Raw genomic sequence first — 22,693 nt, 5'->3', positions numbered from 1 at the left:
CGGAAGGACTGGGAGATGACACAAGCAGCGGCGGCCGCCGTTGGCACTCCTCGGCGTGGCCGTCCCCCGCAGACCGAGGAACAGGCCGACCAGGTCCGCGCCCGCATCGTGCTGGCCACCGCCGTCGTCTTCGCCGAACAGGGCTCGCGCGGCCTGAGCGTGGCCCGCATCATCGAACGGGCCGGGCTGGCCCGCCCCACCTTCTACCGCTACTTCGCCAATGCCACCGAACCCCTGCACGCGATCATGGCCACCTCCAACGAGGACCTGGTGAGCGGTATCGGCCGGGCGCTGGAGGACACCATCGAACCGGTCCAGCTGGGCATCAACATGATCGAGGCGTACCTCTACTGGGCACGCGGCCACGGCCCGATGCTGGCCCCCCTCTTCGCCGAACTACACGACCAGGCCTCCCCTGTGTTCGGCTACCGTGACGCCGCCCTGTCCCAGATCCGCGACCTGGTGCACCGCAAATTCGCCGAGATCGGCCGTCCGGCCCCCACCGACCTGGCCCTCGAAACCGCCATGCAGATCTGCGAATTCGTCGTCTACCGCATCTCCGCGGGCGCCCCAGACGCCGAACCCGATCCGACGACCATCGCCGAGGCTCGCACCACCATGATCCGCGGCGTGCTGGCCATGCTGGGCCGCCGTGAAGACGTCGAATACGCCCTGGCCCTCCCGGGCTTCTTCGACGCGGGCACACCGTGATTCGCGTACCGCGGGATCAGCGGCCCGCCGCCTGAATCGCCGCCGCCACCGACTCGACGGGCAACTCGACCACCACCACGTCCCCTTCGCGCCGCCCGCGCTCCGAGACCGCCAACCCGATCAGCGCCAATTCCGCGGCCCGGTCCCGCAATGCGTACTGCTCAGGACTTTCCGCACCGAGTTCACCGGTCTCGTCCCGATTCCAGGCAGCCACGGCCGCCTCGGCCAGCGCCACCGGCAGCCGCACGCAGACCAGGCGGACCTCCGGCGCGATCGAGTCGCCTATGGCCGCAAGCACTGTCGAATCCTCGCGATACCGGGCGTACTGCCCCTGTTCGGTCACCCGCGCGAGCCTACGCGCGCCCGGACCGGATTCACGGGGTTACCGGGCGGTGGCGGGTGACGATGCGGTGAATGAGGCGGGCTGCCGTGCGCGCGGTGCGGTTGTCGATATCGAAGGCCGGATTCAGTTCCGCCACATCGACGGCGATCAGTTTGCCGCTGGCGGTCACGCGATCACAGACGCGCTGAACGATCTCGAGCGGAACACCATAGGCCGCGGGCGCGCTCACACCGGGAGCCACCGCCGCGGGCAGCACATCCAGGTCGATGGTCAGGTAGACGAGATCGACGGCATCGAGCAGCGCGTCCACGAAGACATCGACCTGCTCGGAATCGGTGACACCGCAACGGTCGTCGACGAGGTAGCGCACCCCGAGCCGACGTGCGGTTTCGAACAGCGCCCGGGTATTGCTGGGCTGGCTGATCCCGAGAACGTCGTAGCGGCAGGAGGTTTCGGCGGCCGTTTCGGCCTCGAGGATCTGCCGGAACGGGGTGCCGGAGCTGGGGACCGCATCGGCTCGCAGGTCGAAATGCGCGTCCAGATTGAGGATTCCGAGGCGGGGAAGGCCGGTGCGGATACCTGCCGCGGACACGCCCTGATAGGTACCGAACGCGACCTCGTGTCCACCGCCGAGCACCACCGGAAGTCGGCCGGCGTCGATGGCTGCCGTGACGGCGCGGCCGAGCCGGGCCTGTCCCCCTTCCAGGTTCGCGTCGGCGACCGCGATTGTTCCGGCGTCCTCGACGATGATCGGATCGGCCAGCGCCAGGGACGACAGCGCGCCGCGCAACGCGTCCGGCCCCGCCACGGCCCCGGCCCGCCCCTTGTTCCGGCCAACGCCCTCATCACTGGCGAAACCGATGAGCACGCACCGGCTGTCCGTCGTGGCCGGGTCGTAGGGCCGCACCGCCTGATGCCACCGCAGATGCTCCGGCGTCGCCCCATCCGACCGCCCGGTCCACGGTGCGGGCGCGGTGTCCACTTCGATACTCATGCGAATCTCCTACTGATCGATCCTGCGCGGACGGGCCGCCACTACCGAGCCGCCGCCGTCCCCGGCGCACCCGGTCATCCCACCGCACCCCGTCAACCCGGCGCACCCGTCATCCCGGCGCGCTTTCAGCCGGGATCCACACCCGCATAACAGCGCCGAATGTGGTGGATTCCGGCTGAAAGCATGCCGGAATGACGGGGTGGGGGCGGACCGACGCGCCGGGGTCAGCCGGGGTCGGCCGGGTTGCCGGCTCCCCAGGTCAGCCCTTCGGCGCCGGTTGTTGCCATAGGTGAGCGCCACGGGTGCGCACGCCTGGCCCTTAACTGCCGACGCTCAGCACGCCGTCCTTCCAGACCTCGCGGATCAAGGGCACGCCGGGGCGGTACGCCAGGTGGAGGTAGGAAGGGGCGTCGAGGGCGATGGCGTCGGCGCGGGCTCCGAGGCCGAGGTGGCCGATGTCGGTGCGGCGCAGGGCTTTCGCGCCACCCGCGGTGACCGCCCAGACCGCTTCTTCGGGGGTCATGCGCATTTCGCGGACTGCGAGGGCGATACAGAAGGGGAGGCTGGTGGTGTAGCTGGTGCCGGGGTTGCAGTCCGCGCCGAGGGCTACGGTGACACCGGCGTCGATGAGGGCGCGGGCGTCCGGGTAGGGGTGGCGGGTGGAGAATTCCGCGCCGGGCAGCAGGGTGGCGACCGTGGAACTACCTGCGAGAGCGTCGATATCGGCGGGTGTCGTGTAGGTGACGTGGTCGACCGAGGCGGCTTCCAGGTCGACCGCGAGGCGCACACCCGGGCCGGGGCCGAGCTGGTTGCCGTGCACCCTGGGCACGAGCCCCTGTGCCACACCGGCTTTCAGCACCGCGCGGGATTGATCCGCGTCGAAGGCGCCGCGTTCACAGAAGACGTCGATCCACTTCGCGTGCGCGGCACAGGGTTCGATCATGTCGGCGATGACCATGGCGACGTAATCGTCGGCGCGGCCGGCGTACTCGGGTGGGGGAACGTGGGCGGCGAGGAGGGTTACCTCGTCGGTCATGCGTTCGGCGACGCGGACGCTGCGGAGTTCGTCGTGGGCGGTTTGGCCGTAGCCGGACTTGCATTCGACCGTGGTGCTGCCGGAGCGGCGGGCCTCGGCCAGCAGCCGGCGCATATTCGCTTCCAGCTGCTCGTCGGAGGCGGCCCGGGTGGCGGCGATGGTGGTGCGGATTCCGCCTGCGGTGTAGGGCTTTCCGGTCATGCGGGCCGCGAACTCCTCGGCCCGGTCGCCGGCGAACACCAGGTGCGAGTGGCTTTCCACGAACCCCGGGAGCAGGGCCCGACCGTGCAGCGAGCGGCCGGAATCCGCGGCGGGAGCGTCGCGGCTGTCGCCGACCCAGGCGACCCGACCGTCCTCGAAAACCATTGCGGCGTCCCGGCGTACACCGAGTGGGCCGTCGCCCAGGGCCGGGTCGTTGGTGACCAGCGTTCCGATATCGGTGACTGCGTACGTCGCCACGCGAATTCCTCTCAGGCTCGGGCGATCTCGGTGTCCGCCGGGTAGATCATGTGCGGCGGCGGGTTGTTCAGGCGTTTGGCGAGCGGGTAGTACAGGGCCGCGGTGAGGACGATGCCCACGATCCAGGAGATGTCCGCGCCGCCCAGTTTCTCGGTGATCGGTCCGGTGTAGAACTTGGTGGCCAGGAACGGGATCTGGGCGAGTACGCCGATGGCGTAGCAGCCCAGGGCGGGCGCGTTCCAGGCCCCGTAGCGGCCGGAGATGTCGTAGAGCGCGGGAATGTCGAAGCGCTCCTTGGAGATCAGGTAGTAGTCGATCAGGTTGATCGCACTCCAGGGCGTGAACACCATGAGCAGGCAGAGCACGAAGTTCTTGAAGTTGTTCAGGAAGTCGGCGCTGGCCGCCACCGCCACCAGGGTCGCCGCGGTGGTGAAGCCGAGAATGTAGGCGGTGCGGGCGAGGGTCGAAATACGTTGTACGCCACCGAAGGCCGTCACCGTGGTGAGCACGGACATGAAGCCGCCGTAGGCATTGAGCACGTTCACCGTGAGCTTGCCGATCACTATCACCAGGTAGATGAGAACGGCCACGGCGGCCGGTCCGGCCAGATCACCGATGAAGCCGACCTGATCCTTCATGAACGCCTTGCCCGCCACGGCGGCGATCAGCGCGCCGAAGGTCATCGACCACTGCGAGCCGATCACGGTGCCGCAGAACGTGGACCAGAAGGTGGCGCGGTCACTGGTGGAGCGCGGCAGGTACCGCGAGTAGTCGGCGACATACGGTCCGAAGGTCAGCTGCCAGCCGGCGCTCAATCCGATGGCCAGCAGGATGGTGGCCATCTCGAAGCCCTGGACGCCGAGATGCGCGGGCACGTCGTATTCGGAGAACAACCGGATGGCCAGATACGTGAATCCGACGATCCCCACCACCGTGGCCACCCGGCCCACGACGTGGATCAGTTTGTAGCCGGTGACCGCGATGAACGCGGTCAGCAGCCCGAAGATGACCATGCCGAGTTGCGGGCTGTCGATGTGCAGGATCTTGGCGATGGCCTGCCCCGCCAGCACGGTGCCGGTGGCCGCGAACCCCAGGTACATGAGAATCGCCAGCAGCAGCGGTACCACCGCGCCCCGCACCCCGAATTGCGCGCGGGAGGAAATCATCTGCGGCAGACCGAGTTTCGGTCCCTGCGCGGAGTGCAGCGCCATGACCGCGCCGCCGGCCACATTGCCGATCAGCAGGCCGATGATGGCCCACAGCGCGTCCGCGCCGAAGATGACCGCCAGCGCACCATCGACTATCGCGGTGATCTGCATGTTCGCGCCGAACCAGAGGGTGAACTGACTGCGCGGGCTGCCGTGGCGTTCGGCGTCGGGGACGACGTCGATGGTGTGCCGTTCGGGGGTGAGAACGACGTCGGCGGGACCGTCGTGCGTCATGGTCTCGGCCTTCTTTCTTGCTGTGTCCCTGGGGATCTCGGACGTTCTGTTACTGCTGTTCGTTCATGGGGATGCGCACGCCGCGTTCGCGGGCGGTGTCGATGGCGTGCTCGTATCCGGCGTCGGCGTGCCGGATGACGCCCATGCCCGGATCGTTGGTGAGCACGGCTTCGATCTTGCGAGCGGCGAGTTCGGTGCCGTCGGCGATGCACACCTGTCCGGCGTGGATGGACCGCCCCATGCCCACGCCGCCGCCGTGGTGGATGGACACCCACGACGCGCCGGAGGCGGTATTGACGAGGGCATTGAGCAGCGGCCAGTCGGCGATCGCGTCGGAACCGTCGCGCATGGACTCGGTCTCGCGGTAGGGCGATGCGACCGAACCGGAGTCGAGGTGATCGCGCCCGATGGCGATGGGGGCCTTCAGTTCTCCGCTCGCCACCATCTCGTTGAACCTGAGCCCGGCGCGATGCCGGTCGCCGTAGCCGAGCCAGCAGATGCGCGCGGGCAGTCCCTCGAAGGCGACCTTCTCCCCCGCCATCGTGATCCAGCGCCGCAAATGCTCATTGTCCGGGAACAATTCGAGAATGGCGCGGTCGGTGGCGGCGATATCGGCCGGATCGCCGGACAGCGCGGCCCAGCGGAACGGGCCGAGTCCTTCTTCGAACAGCGGCCGGATGTAGGCGGGCACGAAGCCCGGGAAGTCGAAGGCGCGCTCGAACCCGCCCTTGCGGGCTTCGTCGCGAATGGAGTTGCCGTAGTCGAAGACCTCCGCCCCGCGATCCTGGAATCCGACCATGGCCGCCACATGCGCCGCCATGGACTGCTGCGCCTGCTCGGTGAACCAGATCGGATCCTTCTCCGACATGGTCTTCATATCCGAGAAGTCCACGCCCAGCGGCAGATACGCGAGCGGATCGTGGGCGGAGGTCTGGTCGGTGACGATATCGATGGGCGCGTCGCGTTCGAGCAGCAGCGGAAAGACCTCCGCCGCATTGCCTTCGACGCCGATGGACAGCGGCCGCCGCTCGTCCCGCGCCGCGATCGCCAATTCCAGTGCGTGGTCGAGGTTCTCGGCCTTCACATCCAGGTACTTGTGCGCGATGCGCCGATCGATGCGGGTGACATCGCAGTCCACACAGAGGGCCACGCCCTCGTTCATGGTGACTGCCAGGGGCTGCGCGCCGCCCATGCCGCCGAGACCGGCGGTGAGCGTGATGGTTCCGGCCAGCGTGCCGCCGAACCGCTTGCGCGCGACCGCCCCGAAGGTTTCGTAGGTCCCCTGCAGAATCCCCTGGGTGCCGATGTAGATCCAGGACCCCGCGGTCATCTGCCCGTACATGGTGAGCCCGAGTTCCTCGAGCCGCCGGAACTCCTCCCAATTGGCCCAGTCGCCAACGAGATTCGAGTTCGCGATGAGCACCCGCGGCGCCCACTCGCTGGTGCGGAACACTCCGACCGGCTTGCCCGACTGCACCAGCATGGTCTCGTCGTCGCGCAGCGTCTTCAGTGTGGCGACCATGGCGTCGAAGGCCGCCCAGCTGCGCGCCGCGCGCCCGGTACCGCCGTAGACGACCAGTGCGTCCGGGTGTTCGGCCACGTCCGGGTCGAGGTTGTTCATGAGCATGCGCAGCGCGCCCTCCTGCTGCCAGCCCTGGGTGGTGAGCTCGGCGCCGCGGGGTGCGCGCACGGTCCGGGGTTCGTGCCCGGGAGTGGAGATATCCATCGCCTTGTCCTCGAAGTCGTCCCTGATGTCCGGCACCGGGCCCGGTGATGTGCGTGGCATCCGGGCGGTCACTGTGTGCTGGCTCTCATTCCGCCTCAGTTGTATAGTCCTGTCTATACAACTGTCAAGGCCGCGGCATTCGGGCCGGTAGGCTGCATGTCCGGTAGCGGCGTGGGCGAGGAGCGGGGTTCAACGGAGATGGCGACGGTCGACGAGGCGGAACTCGCCGCACTGTTCGGCGGGGCGGATTCGCGGCCGGCCTACGAGCGGGTCAAGAATCTGGTGACCACGCAGATCCGCACGGGCCGCTGGGCCGAGGGCGATCAGCTGCCCTCGGAACATCAGTTCGTGGCGGCACTGGGGCTTTCCCGTATGACCATCAACCGCGCGCTGCGCGAGCTGGCCGCCGAGGGCGCGATCGTGCGCATGATGGGCGTGGGCACCTTCGTGGCCGGCACGAAGAAGTCCTCACCGCTGTTCGAGGTGCGCAATATCGCCGACGAGATCCAGCAGCGCGGGCACCGGCATCGCACCGAGGTGGTGCTGGTGCGACAGGAGGCCATTGCCGCCGATCAGGCGTTCCTGCGGGAGTCGTTCGGCGGCAAGGCTTTCCACTCGGTGCTGGTGCACTTCGAGGACGATGTGCCGATCCAGGTCGAGGACCGGTATGTGAATCCCGGTGCCGCGCCGGACTATCTGGCGCAGGACTTCACCACCACGACCCCCAACGACTATCTGAGCCGGGTGGCGCCGCTGGTGCGCGGCGAGCACGTGGTGGAGGCGGTGCTGGGCAGCGCCGAGGAATGCCGGCTACTGCGCATCGATCGCGCCGAACCGTGCCTGCTCATTCGCCGTCGCACCTGGTCCGAGGACGGTTTGGTGAGCGCGGCCCGGCTGGTGCATCCGGGCTCGCGCAATCGCCTCGAGGGTATGTTCAGCCGTTGACGGCGCGTTCGAAGCGCATGGCCGGGTCGGTCACCTTGCCGTAGCGCAGTTTCGGCAGATCGCGCAGGTAGTTCATGTGCAGTTTCCAGGGGGCGCGGTCGCCCTGCTTGGGCAGGATGTCCAAGGCGCGCAACACGTATCCGGGCTCGAAGTTGAGGAACGGTGCGGTGCCGACGGATTCGTCGCGCACCGGCGTGGCCTTCACATAACCGTGCGAATCCATGTGGCGCAGCAGCCGGACCACGTACTCGCACACCAGATCCGCCTTCAGCGTCCAGGAGGCATTGGTGTAGCCGATGATGAACGCGAAGTTGGGGACGTCGGACAGCATCATCGCCTTGTAGGCCATGGCCTTCGGCATGTCGATCTTGCTGCCGTCGACGACGATCTCCACGTTGCCGAACACCGCGAGGTTCAAACCCGTCGCGGTGATGATGATGTCGGCGTCGAGATCCCGCCCGGATGCCAGGTGCAGCCCGGATTCGGTGAAGGTGTCGATCCGGTCGGTGACGATCTCCAGCGTGCCGTGCCGGATGGCGCGGAACAGATCATTGTTGGGCACCAGGCACAGTCGTTGATCCCACGGGTTGTAGGTCGGATTGAAATGCGTGTCGATGTCGTAGCCCGGCGGCAGCCACCGCTGCTGCAAGCCGCGAATCCAGGCGCGCATGCGCTTCGGATAGCGTTGCGAGATCTGATACATGGCGGTGCTGAGCGCGACATTCTTGGCGCGCGCGAGGGTGTAGGCGGCACGCGCGGGCAGTATCTTGCGCAAACGGTCGGCGACGGCGTCCCGGGCGGGCATGGAGATGATGTAGGACGGTGAGCGTTGCAGCATGGTCACCTGCGCACCCTGTTCGGCCAGCGCCGGTCCGAGTGTCACCGCGGTGGCCCCGGAACCGACGATCACCACCTGCTTACCGGCCACCTCGAGCTGTTCGGGCCAGTGCTGCGGGTGCACGATGGGACCGGAAAAGCGTTCCGTCCCTGGAAAATCCGGCGTGTACCCGGCGTCGTAGCGGTAGTACCCCGAGCAGCTGAACAGGAAGCTCGCGGTGATGGTCACCGGTTCCCCGTCGTGGTCCGCGGTCACCGTCCACCGATTGTCCGCCGATGACCATTCCGCCCGCACCACCTTGTGCCGGTAGCGAATGTGCTTGTCGATCCCGTTGTCGGCGGCCGTCTCCCGCACGTAGGCGAGAATCGAGTCCCCGTCGGCGATGGCCTTGTCCCCCAGCCACGGCCGGAACCGGTATCCGAGGGTGAACATATCGGAGTCGGATCGAATCCCCGGATACCGGAACAGATCCCACGTCCCGCCGATGGCGTCGCGCATCTCCAGAATCGTGTAGGTCCGCCACGGGAACGCCTGCTGCAGGTGGTAGGCCGCCCCCACCCCCGACAGTCCGGCCCCCACAATGAGCACATCGACGTGCTCGGGCGTGCTGCTCATCGAAATCCCCTTCGACTCGCCGGTAGTGCTCCCAGCGTATCCACCGCGCAGTCACCGCAGGGGCGGGAAACCCTACCGATGCGAGAAGAATTCGCCGACGATACCGGCCACCCGCTCGGGTGCGCCCTTGTCGATGCCGAAGTGATCGAGGCCGGGCACGGTGCGCAGCTCACACACCGGTATCACCTCGGCCAGCCGCCGATGATCGGGTGCGGTGCGCTGCTGCACGTCCTTGTCCCCGGCCATGAGCAGCACCGCGGCGGTGACCTCGCGGTAGTTCGGATAGGTGTCGGTCAATCGCACGATCTCCCGATGCTCGCGCAGGTTCTCGGCCAGCTGCCCGACCACCATCTCCTTCTCGGGCGCCTTCATGAACAGCGGCATCATGCGCCGGAACATCCAGCGCGGCACCTTGCGCATGTTCTCCGGTCCCATATCGCGCACGAATTCCACGAACGCGTCGAAGGGTTTGCCCTGCTCCAGGTATTTCTCGTAGGCGGGCATCCACCCCGAGGGCACCGACCCGGCGATGGAAACACCGGGCTCGTAGAGTGCCAGCCGCGTGATACCCGGATTGCCGCGGGCGGATTCGAGCGCGATCAGCCCGCCGTAGCTGTGCCCGACGATCATGGCCGCCCCGGTCTTGTCCTGCAGCGCCCGCAGGTCTTCGCAATCCTTGGCGATGCTGTAGCCCGTCCCCTGCGGCCCGCTCTGCCCCCGACCGCGCCGTTCCATGAGGTGCACGGTGAACCCCTGCCCGAGCGCTTGCGCGAACCGCGCGAACCCACTGGCCACCGAGAGCACCCCCGGCACCACGATCACCCCCGGCCCACTGCCGGCCGTCGCATAGGCGATCCGGGTTCCGTCCGCGGAAATGACTGTGTCGCCGAGGAATTCGGCATCGGATTCCGACCCCATGACAATCCAGGCTACGGACTCCGCGCTTCCGGCGCGCCGGAAGCCGTTCAGATTTTATCTGAAACATGTACGGTTCACAGCATGAAATCTCTTGTTCTGAAAGCTTGTGCCGCTGCTGTCATCACCGTCGGTCTGGGCGCCGCCCCCGCCCTGGCCGTACCGCTGGAACTACAGCCCGGCGCCGATCCCGTCGCGGGTCTGGTACCCGAAACCGGGTCCTCGGGGGCGCTCAACGGGATTGTCTGCACGCTGCAGACGATTTCGGCCAGTGCGCCCTGCCGCAATACCTAACCGATCAGGTGCGCAGCCCGCTGGCTCGAAGGACCCGGCGGGCTATGCCGGAGCGAATGGCCTCCTCCGTGCCGAGGATGCGGACGTGTGCACGGGCTCGGGTGATGGCGGTGTAGAGGAGTTCCCGGGTGAGCAGGGTGGATTCGGGGCCGGGCAGCACCACCGAGACGGTGTCGTACTGGCTGCCCTGACTGCGGTGGATGGTCATGGCGTAGACCGTGGTGACGCCGGGGAATTGGGTGGGGTGGACGAGATAGGGGTCGGTGCCGCGCTGCAGGGCGGCGCGCAGGGTGCCGTCGGGGGATTTGACGATGACGCCGGTGTCGCCGTTGTAGATGCGGGCCTCGTGGTCGTTGGCGGTGACCAGCAGCGGCTGGCCCGGGTACCAGTGGCCGGGGCCCGGATCGGAGCTGATGCCGGCGGAGTGGACCCAGCCGGCGGCCAGGCGGTCCCAGCGTTCCACGCCATAGGGCCCTTGCCGATGGGCGCAGAGCAGGCGGTGCGATTCGAGAGCGGTCAGGGCCTCGGTGGCCGCGCCCGCGAGGGCGGCATCGGTGGCGGCGCGGGCGGCGCGCAAGACGTTCGCGCGGACGTCGTCCACATCGTCCGGATCATGCAGGGAGAGTTCGGTTCCGCCCGCGCGCAGCAGCTCGACGGCGGTGTCGGCGTCGCCGTTGCGAACCGCCACCGCCAGGTCGGCGATGCGGCCACCGAAGCGGCGGCCGCGGGTCAGGCGGACGATGCCGCCGGTGAGGCGATCCCGCTCACGCGCCGAGAGGCCACCCGGATGGATTGCGGCGGACTGCAATTCGCCGCCGAGAATAGTGTCGAGGACCGGATTCGCCCTGCCCGGAACGGGTCCCGCGACCAGGTCGGCGAGGACCGCGCCCGCGTCCACGGAGGCCAGCTGGTCGGGGTCGCCGACCAGGACCAGGCGGGCGTCGGGGCGGACGGCGGGCAGCAGACGGCTCATCATGGTCAGCGACACCATGGAGGTCTCGTCGACCACGATCACGTCATAGGGCAGGCGATTGAACTCATTGTGGCGGAAGCGGCCCGCACCGCCGCGCTGCCAGCCGAGCAGCCGGTGCAGGGTGGCGGCGGTGAGTTCGGGCAGACCGATATCGCCCGCCTGTTCGCGCACCGATTCCTGAAGGCGCGCAGCGGCTTTGCCAGTGGGGGCGGCCAGGGCGATACGCAGTGCGGGCGCACCCGGGATCGCTTCCTGATGGGCCACCAGCAGCGCCAGCACCCGGGCGATGGTGTGGGTCTTGCCGGTGCCCGGGCCGCCGGCGATCACGGTGGTCCACTGGGTGGCGGCCAGGGCGGCGGCGAGGCGCTGCCGGTCGAGGGGCTCCTCGGCGGTCGCGGGTCCGGCGCCGTCCGGCGCGCACTGGTCGGGGAACAGCCGATCCAGTTCGCGCCGAATGAGTTTCGCGTCCACCATGGGATGGGTGGCGGCGCGTGCGGTCAGCACCTCGCGGATCGTCTGCTCCTGCCGGTAATACCGGTCCAGGTACAGCAGCGGCCCCGAATCCGACCCAGCGGGCGGATCGATGAGCCGCAGCGGCCGCAACGGTCCGCTCGGACTGCCGCACACCAGCGGGCTCACCCGCAGCGCCGCGATCACCATGTCCACATCCGGCCACGGCAGCGTCGCCGGATCGATGGCGCTCTCACCGTCTTCGGCGTCCACACCGATCTCGTGCATGCGCCGCAACTCCAGGCACACCGATCCGGACCGCACCGCGCGCACGGCCAGCGCGGTGGCGAACAGCGCCGCCACCGACTGCTCGCCGCCGAGCCGCCCGAGCCGCAGCGCCACATGCAGATCCGCCGCCGACAGCACGCCCGCCGCATTGAAGGTCTGCAAGACGCCGGTCCCGCGCTGCGCCAACTGAATCGACGTCACTGTGCCTCCTCGCCGCCGACGCCCGAGCTGTGTCCGGGCAGATGATCGGCACCGCGAGGGCAAGTCGCTCCGCTCACACCGAGCCGCGGCGTTGCCGCCCAAGCACGCGCCGTCATCGGATCACCTCCGTATCTCCGGCGAGCAGGGCCGAGAGATCCTCCACCAGCGCGGCGGGCGGGTGCCAGTCGAATACGCCGCAGCCGTCGGGGGTTTCGGGGCCGACCATGCCGCGGACGAACAGGTACTTGATGCCGCCGAGGTGGACGGCCGGGTCGTAGCCGGGCAGACGCCAGCGCAGGTAACGGTGCAGGGCAACGGAATACAGGATGGCCTGCAGCGGATAGTGGGAGCGCATCATCTCGGCGGCCATGTGGTCGCGCGTGTAGTGGGCGACGGTCAGGTCGCCGGTGCCGAGACGGTTGGTCTTGTAGTCGACGACGACGAAACGCGGTCCCGCCGTGCGGAGTACGGCGTCGATACTGCCGGTGAGGAAGCCGCGCAGCGGGGTGTCGTCGAGGTGCGCGAGCTGATCGGCGTAGGGGGCGAGGATGTCGTCGGCGGGCAGGTGGCGGCGCAGCAGGACGGCGATCTGCGGGACCGTCACGCGGGTGGCGGTGGGGGTGTCACCGCCCGCGAGGGGGAGTTCGAAGTCGAGTTCGCTGAGCCGGTCGCGGGTGGGAATGTCCGCCAGGCAACCGATTCCGATCGGAGTGTGCATGACGGCCAGCAGGGAGCCCGCGAGGATGTCGGGGTCGGCGTCGAACATCTGCTCGGCCACGGCGTGCTCGCAGCGGGCGCGGATTTCGCTCGCCAGGTCGGCGGCATCGGTGTCGACGTATTCGAGGACCTCGTGCACCAGGGTGCCGAATTCCGCGCCGTAGGGCAGCTCGTTCATCAGCGACGGTGCGGCCCCCGCGAAAGCGTCCGCCTCGGCGACGATTTCGGCGGGTGCGGCCGGTTCGTCGGCGATCCCGCGGCCGTCGGGCTGATCACCGGAGGGTGGGGCGTCGTGTGCGCCGGCGGTGAGCGCCGAGTAGGAGGTGCGCCGCCAATCCTGGTCCAGGGTGCGGTCGAAGTGGGCGGCGCGCAGGTCGGCGGTGGCGGTGCTGGTGGCGTCGCGGCGCAGGCGGGCGGGGGTGGCGGCGCGCACCGGTTCGATGGCGATCACGCCCGGTTCGGCGGTAGCCGCCCACTCCGTGAAACGCTCCAGCACAACGGGATCCGAGGGCACCGGCGCCTTGTCTGCCACCGCGGGGCTGCCCGGCTCGCGCCCCAGCAGCATGCGATGCAGCGGAGAGGTCTGGGTGTCGAAGGCGGGCGCCCACCAGGCCACCACCTGCGCACCGGCGCGGGTCAGCGCGACATACAGCAGGCGCAGCTCCTCGGCTGCCTCCTCGGCCTCGGCCCGCACCTTGCGGTTGTTGTAGCCGATGGCCTCCGGCCCGCCCACATCCAGCACGCGGCGGCCCTGCTCGTCGTGGAACAGCAGCGTCGGCGGGTTGCGCAGTTTGGCGGCGTCCCAGGCGAAAGGCAGATAGACGACCGGGAATTCGAGACCCTTGCTGGCATGCACGGTGGCCAGCTGCACGGCCGCGGCATCCCGGTCCAGGCGGCGGCTGCGATTGGCGACACTGCCCGCGGCGGGGTCGCGCACGTGGTCGGCCAGCCAGCGGGTGAGCGCGGTCAGGCCGAGGCCCTCGCGCAGCGCGGCCTCGTCGAGCAGCTGCGCGATCTGCCGCAGGTCGGTGAGCCGGCGTTCACCGCCTTCGAGGGCCAGCAGCCGGGGCGCCAATCGGGTTGCGGCGCTCATCTTCTCGAACACGGCCGCGAAACCCGCACGGGCGAACAGCCGTCCGGCATCACGCAGTTCGGCACTGAGCCGTCCCACCAGATCGGCTCCGCCGGAATCGATCTCGTCGGCGGACAGCCCGAGCAGGGTCGTCCCGGCCGCCAGCCGCACCCGGTCGGCGCGGTGCGGCTGTTCCAGGGCGTGCAGCACCCACAGCCATTCTCCGGCGGCCGGGGTGCTGAAAACGCTGGCCCCGCTGGTGAGTACGGCCGCCACCCCGGCCCGCTCCAGTTCCCGGCGCACCAGGTCGAGCTGCTTGTGGTTGCGCACCAGCACCGCGATATCGCCCGGCCCGATCGGCCTTTCGTGCTCGGTCCCGGCGTCGATGCGCGTCCCGGATTCCAGCAGCCGCACGATATCGGCGACCACATCCACCGCGATCCGCTCCCGCTGCCGCCCCACCGTCGGATAGCCGGAGCGATTCAGCGCCCCGGCTCCCGTGCGCGGAAAACACCTGAGCCGCAACGGGACAATCTGCTCGGCCGGACCGGAAAGCCGGGTGAAAGACCGCGTGGGGGCCACCCGGTGCACGGTGATCTCCTTGTGCCCCAGCGCCGCACCACCCTGCAGGTGCTCGAGCGCCGCCAGCAATCCGGCATCACTGCGCCGATTGGTGGTGAGCTCACGACGACTGCCGGCGTGCGCGACCGCGTCCAGATAGCTCAGCACCTCCGCGCCCCGGAAGGCGTAGATCGCCTGCTTGGGGTCGCCCACCAGCACCAGGGTGGCGTGCCCGTGGAAGGCCCGCCGCAGAATGTCCCACTGCAGCGGATCGGTGTCCTGGAACTCGTCCACCAGCGCCACCCGGAACCGATCCCGGATGCGCTGGCACGCCCGCTGCCCGTGCTCCGGATCGGCGAGCACCTCGTGCAGCAGCACCAGCAGATCATCGAAGTCCCGCAGCCCCGAAAGCCGTTTCCGCCGTTGCGTTTCCACCCGCGCGGCCGCCGCGAAGGCCACCCGCTCCGCCGCCGGATCGTCCTCGCCCTCGGCCTCCGGCACCAGCACGGCCTGCCGATCCCCCACCGCCGCCGACGCCAGTCGTTGCGCCTCCGCGGGCGCGAAAGGCGCTGTCGTACGGGCATACCGGCTCAAATACAGATCATCGGCGACCGTGGACACGACATCCTCGATCCCCTCCACGAGCCGGACCCCCGGCTCCTGCTCCCCCGCCAAGCCCAGCTCATCCAGCATCCGCTGACAGAAACTGTGGGTGGTCGCGATCGTTCCAGCGTCGAAATCCGACAGCGCCGCCAGCAGCCGCTCCCGTCGCGCCGCCACCTCCGCCGGATTGGCCTGCGCCAGATGCCGCACCAGCTCATCTGTGTGCGCCCGCGCCCGCTCCGGATCCCCCAGCGCCACAGCCACACTCACGAACCGATCCCGGGTGCGCTCGCGCAACTCCTGCGTGGCTGCCCGGCTGAAGGTCACCAGCAGCAACTGCGAGACGTCCACCCCCGCCTCGGCCACGAACCGCACCGCCAGCCCGACAATGGCATACGTCTTCCCGGTCCCCGCACTGGCTTCCAGCACCGTCGTCCCGGTCGGCAACGGCCCGGTCAACTCGAACCGGTTCTCGGCCGCTCCCGCGGCCACCTCGGCCGCATCGGAAACATGCTGTGCGCCGGGCGCATTCCCGGAACCTGCGGCAATACTCACCGAATCCTCGGGCGTCACCCACAGACCTGCTTCCACATCCACCGGGTCGTGGGCGAGCGACGCCCCGGATACGTCATCCGGGAACAATGTGCCCGAGACCGACTCGCGCGTCATCGCACCGGCCGCCGCCCGATCGGGGACGTCGCCCACGGCCACATCGTCAGTGACCGCGGCGTCCAGCGAGAACAGCTCCGCCTCCGCGGTCGATCCGGCCGTCACGCCTGTGCCACCGGGGTTCTGGCTCGTTTCGGCCGGGCCGGCCGCGGTGCTGTCGCCCGGCGCGGATGGTGCGCCGCCGAAAAGGTCTTCCGCGGCAGCAGGTTCCGGGTCACGGCGGGGGCGGCGCTCACCGCCGGAGGTGTCGCCACGGCGTCGGGAACGGGCGGCGGGACGGGGCTCGAGGTCCGGGTCGGTGAGCGAGAAGAGTTCGTCGGTCATCCGCGCCTTTCGAGAGCCGGGCCGGGCCGGAGGTTACGGGCTGTCATGGCTGTCCCTGATTCTCGTTGGCGAGCAACGGATTCCAGAGGCGGCGCGCCAGGGTGCCGAAGCGGGTGGGTTCCGCGTCGGGGGTGGCGGGGTCGATACGTTCGGTGAGCAGGTGGAAGCGCGGGGCGGGGCCGAGGATGTAGCGCAGGTAGCGGTCGGTGTGTTCGCCGTAGCGGCCGGGACCGTCCTTGCCGCCGTCGAATTCTTGTTCGGCGGCCAGCAGGGCGTCCTCGGGGGACGAGCCCTGGCAGCGGCGCTCGGCGTAGGTGGCCGAGGTGGCGGGGATGATGGGAAGGGGTTCGGCGAGCCCCTCGTCGCGCAGGTGGACCAGATCGCGCAGCAGGGTGCGGGCCAGGGGCGCGTTGGGGGCGGTGAGGGTGGATTGCCAGGCGGGGCGGGACATTTTGCCCCGGCCGATGGTGATGGCCCGCCACGACTGGTGGTCGCCGGTGGCGGCGAGGGCGAGCAGCCGGACCCAGGCGGCCATGCGGTGTTTGGCCGCCAGGCGGGAGTAGGTGGTGCGCAGCACCGCGTCGTCGTGGACGTCGGGGACGGTGCCGGTGAGGCGGCGGCCGTCACCCAGATCGACGGCGATATCGATGGTGCGGGACGGGATTTCGTGCAGCGGTCGCGCCACCCGGACCAGGCGGTCGACGGTGGACTCCACCTCGTCGAGCACGGCCGCGCCGAGCGCGAAGGGCGGCAGGGTGCCGCGCCGCCACTCGGCCGCACGCAGGATCGCGGGATCGACGCCGGTGAGCCGCGCGGACAGCATGCGCTCGCCCATATTCCATTTGGTGAGCCCGTCGAGTTCGATGGGCAGGCGGTCGGCGATCTCCTCCTCTTCCTCGGGCACGCGAATGCCGAGGCGCTGCCACAGGAAGGCGCGCACCGGATGTTCGGCGAAGGCCACCAGGTCGGCCAGTTCGACGTCCGTGCGTTCGGAGCCGGGCAAGGCGCCGGCGAGGAAGGGCGCGCGCGGCGCGGGCGGCTGCGCGGCAGCCAGCGCACCGGCCAGCGCCACCGTGTCGAAGCTGAAGGGCGCGTCCGCCTGGAAGTTGCGACTATCGAAGGGCTGCAGGGGATGCCGGGTGATCACCCGATCCATGGCGTCCGCACCGACGTGGGCCCGCACGGTGTCGAGGACCTCGGCCAGCGGTATGGCAGGGGGGCGATGCGCACCGCTGACCGGATCGGATCCGGTGTGCAGCAAGACAAGTCGCTCCCCGGCCGCCGTGATGGCGTCCAGCAGCAGCTGCCGGTCCTCACTGCGCGGGTCCCGGTCCCCCGGGCAGCGGTGCCGCGCCAGCACATCGTCGCCGTCCACGCCGCCGGTGCGCGGGAACACCTCGTCGTCCAGTCCGAGCAGCACCACCACCCGGTGCGGCACCGACCGCATGGGCACCATGGTGCACACGGTCAGCTCCCCGGTGCGGAAGTTCGCCCGCGACGGCCGCCCCGCCAGCCGGGAATTCAACAGTGCGCCGATATCGGTGAGCCGCAAGGGAATCCGTCCCGCGTGCTCGAGCGCCGCACTCAGCTCCCGCCGTGCCTGCACCCCCATCCACGCCTGCCCGCGCGGGACATCGGTGAGCAGATCCAGCGCCCGTCCCAGCACCATCGCCCATTCCGCCGCGGGCCGCGCCGACCCGGCCGGTTCGTCCACCGTGGACCCGCGCAGATCCCGCAGGCACACCGCCAGCCGATCCACGAACTCCGCGAACCGCCCGGCCAGATCGATGTCATTGCTGTCGACATCGTCGAGCGGCAGCACCAAATCCAGCCAGTCCTCACTGGATTCGCCCGCGGCCACCCCCAGCAGAATCCGGTCCACCGCGGCGTTCACCGTGTTCTGCGCGAAATCCCCGAGCCCGAACGCCTGCCGCTGCCGCTGCCCGATCCCCCAGCGCGCCCCGGTCTCGGTCGCCCATTCCCGCAGCCGCTCGATGTCGTCGTCGTCGAACCCGCATCGCAGCCGAACCGGTTCCGCCGCGGCGAGATCCAGCACCTCGGTGGCGGTGACCCGCCCGTCCGCCAACTCCAGCAGCGTCCCGATCACCCCCAGCAGCGGATTCACCGCCCGCTGCGCCCGATCGGCCAGCCGCACCCGCAGCCCGTGCGCCGGATGTCCCGGCTCGGCCCCATCGAGAGACCACTGGCCGAATGCCGCCCGCACCAGCGGCGCATAACTCTCCACGTCCGGGCACATGACGATCACATCGCGCGGCTCCAAAGTCGGGTCCGCCCCGAAGATTCCGAGCAGCGCGTCCCGCAGCACCTCCACCTGCCGCGCCGGCCCGTGACACGAATGCACGGTGATACTGCCGTCCGCCAGCGCCGGATCCGGCAGCAACGACCATCGGTCCTGCCGGATGGCCGCCTGCAACTCCGTCAGCAGGGTGCGCGAGCCTACCGCGGCAAGCCGCGAATCCCGGCCGGACGTTTCACTCGGCCCGCTGTCGGCAGCTGTCCTGGCCGCAGGCTGCGGGTGGTAGGTGTCGATGTGGTCGTAGGCCGACAGGCGCTGTTGCAGCTCGCGCACGTCCCGTCCCAGCGCGGCGAGCAGTGGATGCCGCACGCGCACACCGGGATTGGGGATGACCTCGGCGTCGGCGAGTTTGGTCCACAGGGCCGGGCTGGGGTGCACCAGCCACAGGTGGACCTGTCGTCCGTGGGACAGCGCCGACAGCACTTCCAACTGGTCGGTCGCCAATCGGGTTACGCCGAACAGTGAGATGCGCTCCGGCAGCGACACCACGCCCGGCTCGTCTCGCAGTCGCGCACAAGCGGATTCGAGCCGCTCGGCCGGACTCGGCACGCCCACGGCAGCACGCAGCCGCCGCCACAGCTGCGGCTGCCACAGCAGATCCTCGGGCAGCGGGTTCCCGGCCCCATCACTGTCGATACCGGCCGCCCAGTCCGTGATGAGCGCGGGCCGCTGCGTCCCATACGAGGCGAACAGTTCCGCGATCCGCGCCGCCGTCGCATACCGCCGCCCCACCCGGTACCCGGCCGGATTCCCATGTCCCAGATGGCGCGCCACCACCGCCGCCCACGGCTCGGACAGCACCTCGTCGACCACCGGCAGCAGTGTCCACACCAGCCGCTCCGGCGCCCACGGATCCTCCTCGGGCACCATGCCGGTCGCCTCCGACAGCACCGCCGCGACCAGCCCGGCCGGATCCGCGAAGTCGATATTGGCCGAAATCCCGTCGGCCACCGCACCGCTGCCGAGCACGGTGCCGAGCCGCTGCTCGAGCCAGCGCTCGATCCCCTTGGCCGGGACCGCGACCACTTCCGGGGTGAACGGATCGCCGAGCGGTTCGGCGAGCAGCTCGGCCAGCGCGTCGGCGAGCGTGTCCGCACGCTCGGCACGATGAATGTGCACCAGGTGTGTCTATACAGTCGGCGAACGACATGCAAACACCGGCCCGTCCGGCTCGCCGTGTGGCACCCGCCACATGCCTTCGATTTGCTAGGGCGCGTCACTCCGAAATTCGAGTGTGGTATGCGACAGTGCTTTTCGGGGAGTCGCGCGTGGTGAGGAAAGGCTGGTTCGGGTCGATGTCTGCATCGGTGATTCCACTGGTTCCCAGAGCCGGGTTCACGGTTCGACGGGTAGGCGACCGCTGGGAGCTGATCAACTCACGGTTCTACGGCCGCACCGTCGTGCTGCAGTCCTGGGCACGCGATCACCACACCGAGGCGTTCGAGCATTGCTATCGCCTCAATGGACGCAGCATCGAGGAACTACGCGCGGCATTCCGCTGAAGTCCGCAGCCGTCCCGCCGGACGCGCCGACCGCGTCTCGAAAACCTTTGTGCCAGCGACATTTCGCTAGCACACGCAGCGGCGGAGCTCAAGACGTGCAAACCGGGCATTGTGGTGTCTATTGTTTTGCACCGTGCGTTCTCCGATGGCCCGGCGCAACCGCGTGGCCGCCTCCGCTTCCGTTCTCGCCGCCGCCGCGCTGATTCCGGCCGCGCCCCTCATAGTGCCCACCGCGGGCGCGTGGCCGGTCGCCACGCAGACCTGCGCCGGTGGCTTCGACTGCGATATGTCCAATCGCATCACCGCCGTGGACAACTATTTGCGCACCCGTCCCGGCGTGACGGGATACGTGGTGCGCGACCGGGTTACGGGCGGCGTTTATCGGAATGCCAATGCCGACACCATGTTCTGGACCGCCTCCACCATCAAACTGGCGATCGCGGAGGATCTGCTGAACCGCGCCCGCGTCGGCGCCATCACCCTCGACGGCGGCGATCGCGCCCTGCTCGAATCCATGCTGGCAACCTCGAACGACAATGCCGCCGACATCCTCTGGAACAAGTACGCCGGCATCGACCGCATGTCCTTCCAGAACGCCTTCCGCTCCAACGGCATGACCGGGCTGGTCCCCTTCCCGCCCACCACCGCCGTCGAGCAGTTCAAGCTCTTCCCCGACTGGGGTTTTCAGCAGTGCACCCCCGCGGACCTGGACCGCCTGATGGACGACGTCCTCACCCGCATGCACCCCGACGACCGCGCCTACCTCATCGACCGCATGCGCCAGGTCGACGCCAACCAGCACTGGGGCGTGTGGGGCGCGGGCGCGGCCATGCGCCCCGGTCTCAAGAACGGCTGGTCCGCCGAACAGGGCGGCTGGGTGGTCAACTCGGTCGGTTTCGCCGGGCCCGGTGAGCGCTACACCCTCGCGATCATGACCGATCAGGGTGATCAGGGCGGATACACCGACGGCGCGGAGACCACCACCAAGGTGGCCCAGCTCCTGTTCGCCGGCCGCTGAGGCAGGCGACGACGGATCAATCGGAAGCGCGCCATTGCCCCCTGCGCGACCGCCCATATTGTATTTTCGAGTGGGATGTCGCGATGGTCCGTTTTCCGATTGGTCCTGATTGGTCGTTGCACCTCACGCCGCGATACGGTTGTGCGTGAAGTGTCGTAATTTCACCGTAGGGCAGGAGCAGGGACTTAGATGAACGCCGACGCACAGGTTGACCAGCGCCATCGGGTGGTGGTTATCGGATCCGGGTTCGGTGGGCTCTTCGCTTGCAAGCACCTGCGGAAGGCCGACGTCGACATCACGCTGATCTCCAAGACCTCCACGCACCTGTTCCAGCCGCTGCTGTACCAGGTCGCGACCGGCATTCTGTCCGTCGGCGAGATCGCGCCCGCCACCCGCATCGTGCTGCGCAAGCAGAAGAACGTCGGCGTCATCATGGGCGACGTGCACGATGTGGACCTGGTGAACAACACCGTGACCTCGCGGCTGCTGAACCAGGACACCGTCACCGCGTTCGACAGCCTCATCGTGGCGACCGGCGCGCAGCAGTCCTACTTCGGCAACGATCACTTCGCCACCTACGCGCCCGGCATGAAGACCATCGACGACGCGCTCGAACTGCGCGCACGCATCCTCGGGTCGTTCGAGGAGGCCGAACTGGCCACCGATCAGGAGACGCGCGACCGGTTCATGACCTTCGTCGTGGTCGGCGCGGGCCCGACCGGCGTCGAATTGGCCGGGCAGATCGCCGAACTCGCCGATCGCACCCTGGAAGGATCCTTCCGCAACATCGATCCGCGCGACACCCGCGTCATCCTGGTCGAGGGCGCGGACGCCGTGCTCAAGCCCATGGGCCCCAAGCTCGGCATGAAGGCGCACAAGCGGCTCGAGAAGATGGGCGTCGAGATCCAGCTCAACGCGCTGGTCACCGATGTGGACGCGCGCGGGGTCACCATCAAGGACGGCGACGGCGTGCGGCGCATCGAGTCGGCGTGCAAGGTGTGGTCGGCCGGTGTGCAGGCCAGCGAGCTGGGCAAGCTGCTCGCCGAAAAGTCCGACGGCACCGAGGTCGATCGCGCGGGCCGCGTGATCGTCGAACCGGACCTCACCATCAAGGGCCACCCGAACGTGTTCGTGGTCGGCGACCTCATGTCCGTGCCGGGCGTGCCGGGACAGGCGCAGGGCGCGATTCAGGGCGGCACCTACGCGGCCAAGGCCATCAAGGCCGAGCTCAAGGGCGAAAAGCCCGCGGAGCGTAAGCCTTTCAAGTACTTCGACAAGGGCTCCATGGCCACCGTGTCGCGCTTCAACGCGGTGTGCCAGGTCGGCAAGCTGGAGTTCAGCGGCTTCATCGCCTGGCTGGCGTGGCTGGGACTGCACCTGTGGTATCTGATCGGATTCCGCAGCCGGTTCGTCACCGTGCTCGAATGGGCGGTCTCCTTCCTGGGCCGCCACCGCGGGCAGATGGCCGCCACCGAGCAGTGGGTGTTCGCGCGGCTCGCGCTGGAAGCCCTGGATTCGCCGGAGGACGCCCGCGAGCTCGCCAAACAGCTCGGAACCGAAAACTCTTCGGGGAACGGCAAATCCGTGGCGAACACGAAAGCCGGTCCCGCGGCCTGATTTCGCGACACGATCACCCCTGTCGCGACCGGGCTGACGCCTTGACCTATCCGGCGGGTGCGC

The 22,693-nt window shown here is 69.0% G+C and carries 16 protein-coding genes; 6 read left to right on the top strand and 10 right to left on the bottom strand.

Going from position 1 to position 22,693, the window contains the following annotated elements:
• The first annotated feature begins 15 nt into the window (after nt 1-15).
• Entirely contained in the window at nt 16-711 is a 696-nt protein-coding gene (locus H0264_RS20315) for a TetR/AcrR family transcriptional regulator (RefSeq protein ID WP_181579006.1), read from the top strand.
• A gap of 16 nt (nt 712-727) precedes the next feature.
• On the opposite strand, the gene H0264_RS20310 is transcribed toward H0264_RS20315, so the two are convergent.
• From H0264_RS20310 to hutU, 5 genes are all read right to left on the bottom strand, one after another.
• Nucleotides 728-1,054, bottom strand: a complete 327-nt coding sequence (locus H0264_RS20310; RefSeq protein WP_181579005.1) for a hypothetical protein — start codon at nt 1,052-1,054, stop codon at nt 728-730.
• Nucleotides 1,055-1,085: 31 nt separating this feature from the next.
• Nucleotides 1,086-2,048, bottom strand: coding sequence for a formimidoylglutamase (gene hutG, locus H0264_RS20305; protein ID WP_181579004.1), 963 nt, complete (start codon nt 2,046-2,048; stop codon nt 1,086-1,088).
• 319 nt (nt 2,049-2,367) lie between these two features.
• On the bottom strand, nt 2,368-3,543 hold the full coding sequence (gene hutI, locus H0264_RS20300; protein WP_181579003.1) for an imidazolonepropionase: 1,176 nt from the start codon (nt 3,541-3,543) through the stop codon (nt 2,368-2,370).
• Nucleotides 3,544-3,554: 11 nt separating this feature from the next.
• Nucleotides 3,555-4,985, bottom strand: a complete 1,431-nt coding sequence (locus H0264_RS20295; RefSeq protein WP_181579002.1) for a purine-cytosine permease family protein — start codon at nt 4,983-4,985, stop codon at nt 3,555-3,557.
• Between the two features lie 49 nt (nt 4,986-5,034).
• Nucleotides 5,035-6,711: a urocanate hydratase gene (hutU, locus tag H0264_RS20290; protein WP_181585695.1), complete on the bottom strand. Its 1,677-nt coding sequence runs from the start codon at nt 6,709-6,711 to the stop codon at nt 5,035-5,037.
• 198 nt (nt 6,712-6,909) lie between these two features.
• Between hutU and hutC the strand changes: the two genes are divergently transcribed.
• Complete coding sequence (gene hutC / locus H0264_RS20285; RefSeq protein ID WP_181579001.1) at nt 6,910-7,656, top strand: histidine utilization repressor; 747 nt, start codon at nt 6,910-6,912, stop codon at nt 7,654-7,656.
• Here hutC and H0264_RS20280 read toward each other — a convergent pair.
• Complete coding sequence (locus tag H0264_RS20280; RefSeq protein WP_181579000.1) at nt 7,646-9,109, bottom strand: flavin-containing monooxygenase; 1,464 nt, start codon at nt 9,107-9,109, stop codon at nt 7,646-7,648. The genes hutC and H0264_RS20280 overlap by 11 nt on opposite strands.
• A gap of 72 nt (nt 9,110-9,181) precedes the next feature.
• Nucleotides 9,182-10,027, bottom strand: coding sequence for an alpha/beta fold hydrolase (locus tag H0264_RS20275; protein ID WP_181578999.1), 846 nt, complete (start codon nt 10,025-10,027; stop codon nt 9,182-9,184).
• Nucleotides 10,028-10,108: 81 nt separating this feature from the next.
• On the opposite strand from H0264_RS20275, the gene H0264_RS20270 reads away from it, so the two are divergent.
• Nucleotides 10,109-10,318 (top strand): hypothetical protein, encoded by a 210-nt coding sequence (locus tag H0264_RS20270; RefSeq protein WP_181578998.1) that lies wholly within the window; start codon nt 10,109-10,111, stop codon nt 10,316-10,318.
• Between the two features lie 4 nt (nt 10,319-10,322).
• Here the strand turns inward: H0264_RS20270 and recD are convergent, their stop codons facing one another.
• The 3 genes from recD to recC form a co-directional block, all read right to left on the bottom strand.
• Nucleotides 10,323-12,230, bottom strand: a complete 1,908-nt coding sequence (gene recD, locus H0264_RS20265) for an exodeoxyribonuclease V subunit alpha (RefSeq protein ID WP_181578997.1) — start codon at nt 12,228-12,230, stop codon at nt 10,323-10,325.
• Between the two features lie 112 nt (nt 12,231-12,342).
• Entirely contained in the window at nt 12,343-16,176 is a 3,834-nt protein-coding gene (locus H0264_RS20260) for a UvrD-helicase domain-containing protein (RefSeq protein WP_244975886.1), read from the bottom strand.
• A gap of 43 nt (nt 16,177-16,219) precedes the next feature.
• On the bottom strand, nt 16,220-19,615 hold the full coding sequence (gene recC, locus H0264_RS20255) for an exodeoxyribonuclease V subunit gamma (protein ID WP_181585693.1): 3,396 nt from the start codon (nt 19,613-19,615) through the stop codon (nt 16,220-16,222).
• A gap of 173 nt (nt 19,616-19,788) precedes the next feature.
• Between recC and H0264_RS20250 the strand changes: the two genes are divergently transcribed.
• From H0264_RS20250 to H0264_RS20240, 3 genes are all read left to right on the top strand, one after another.
• Nucleotides 19,789-19,995: a hypothetical protein gene (locus H0264_RS20250; RefSeq protein WP_181578996.1), complete on the top strand. Its 207-nt coding sequence runs from the start codon at nt 19,789-19,791 to the stop codon at nt 19,993-19,995.
• A 145-nt stretch (nt 19,996-20,140) separates the two neighbouring features.
• Nucleotides 20,141-21,013, top strand: a complete 873-nt coding sequence (locus H0264_RS20245; RefSeq protein ID WP_181585692.1) for a serine hydrolase — start codon at nt 20,141-20,143, stop codon at nt 21,011-21,013.
• Nucleotides 21,014-21,202: 189 nt separating this feature from the next.
• On the top strand, nt 21,203-22,630 hold the full coding sequence (locus H0264_RS20240; RefSeq protein ID WP_181578995.1) for an NAD(P)/FAD-dependent oxidoreductase: 1,428 nt from the start codon (nt 21,203-21,205) through the stop codon (nt 22,628-22,630).
• Nucleotides 22,631-22,693: the final 63 nt, after the last annotated feature.

Source organism: Nocardia huaxiensis, assembly GCF_013744875.1.
In the GTDB taxonomy this organism is placed as follows: Bacteria; Actinomycetota; Actinomycetes; order Mycobacteriales; family Mycobacteriaceae; genus Nocardia; species Nocardia huaxiensis.
This window is presented reverse-complemented; position numbering and strand designations above follow the sequence as displayed.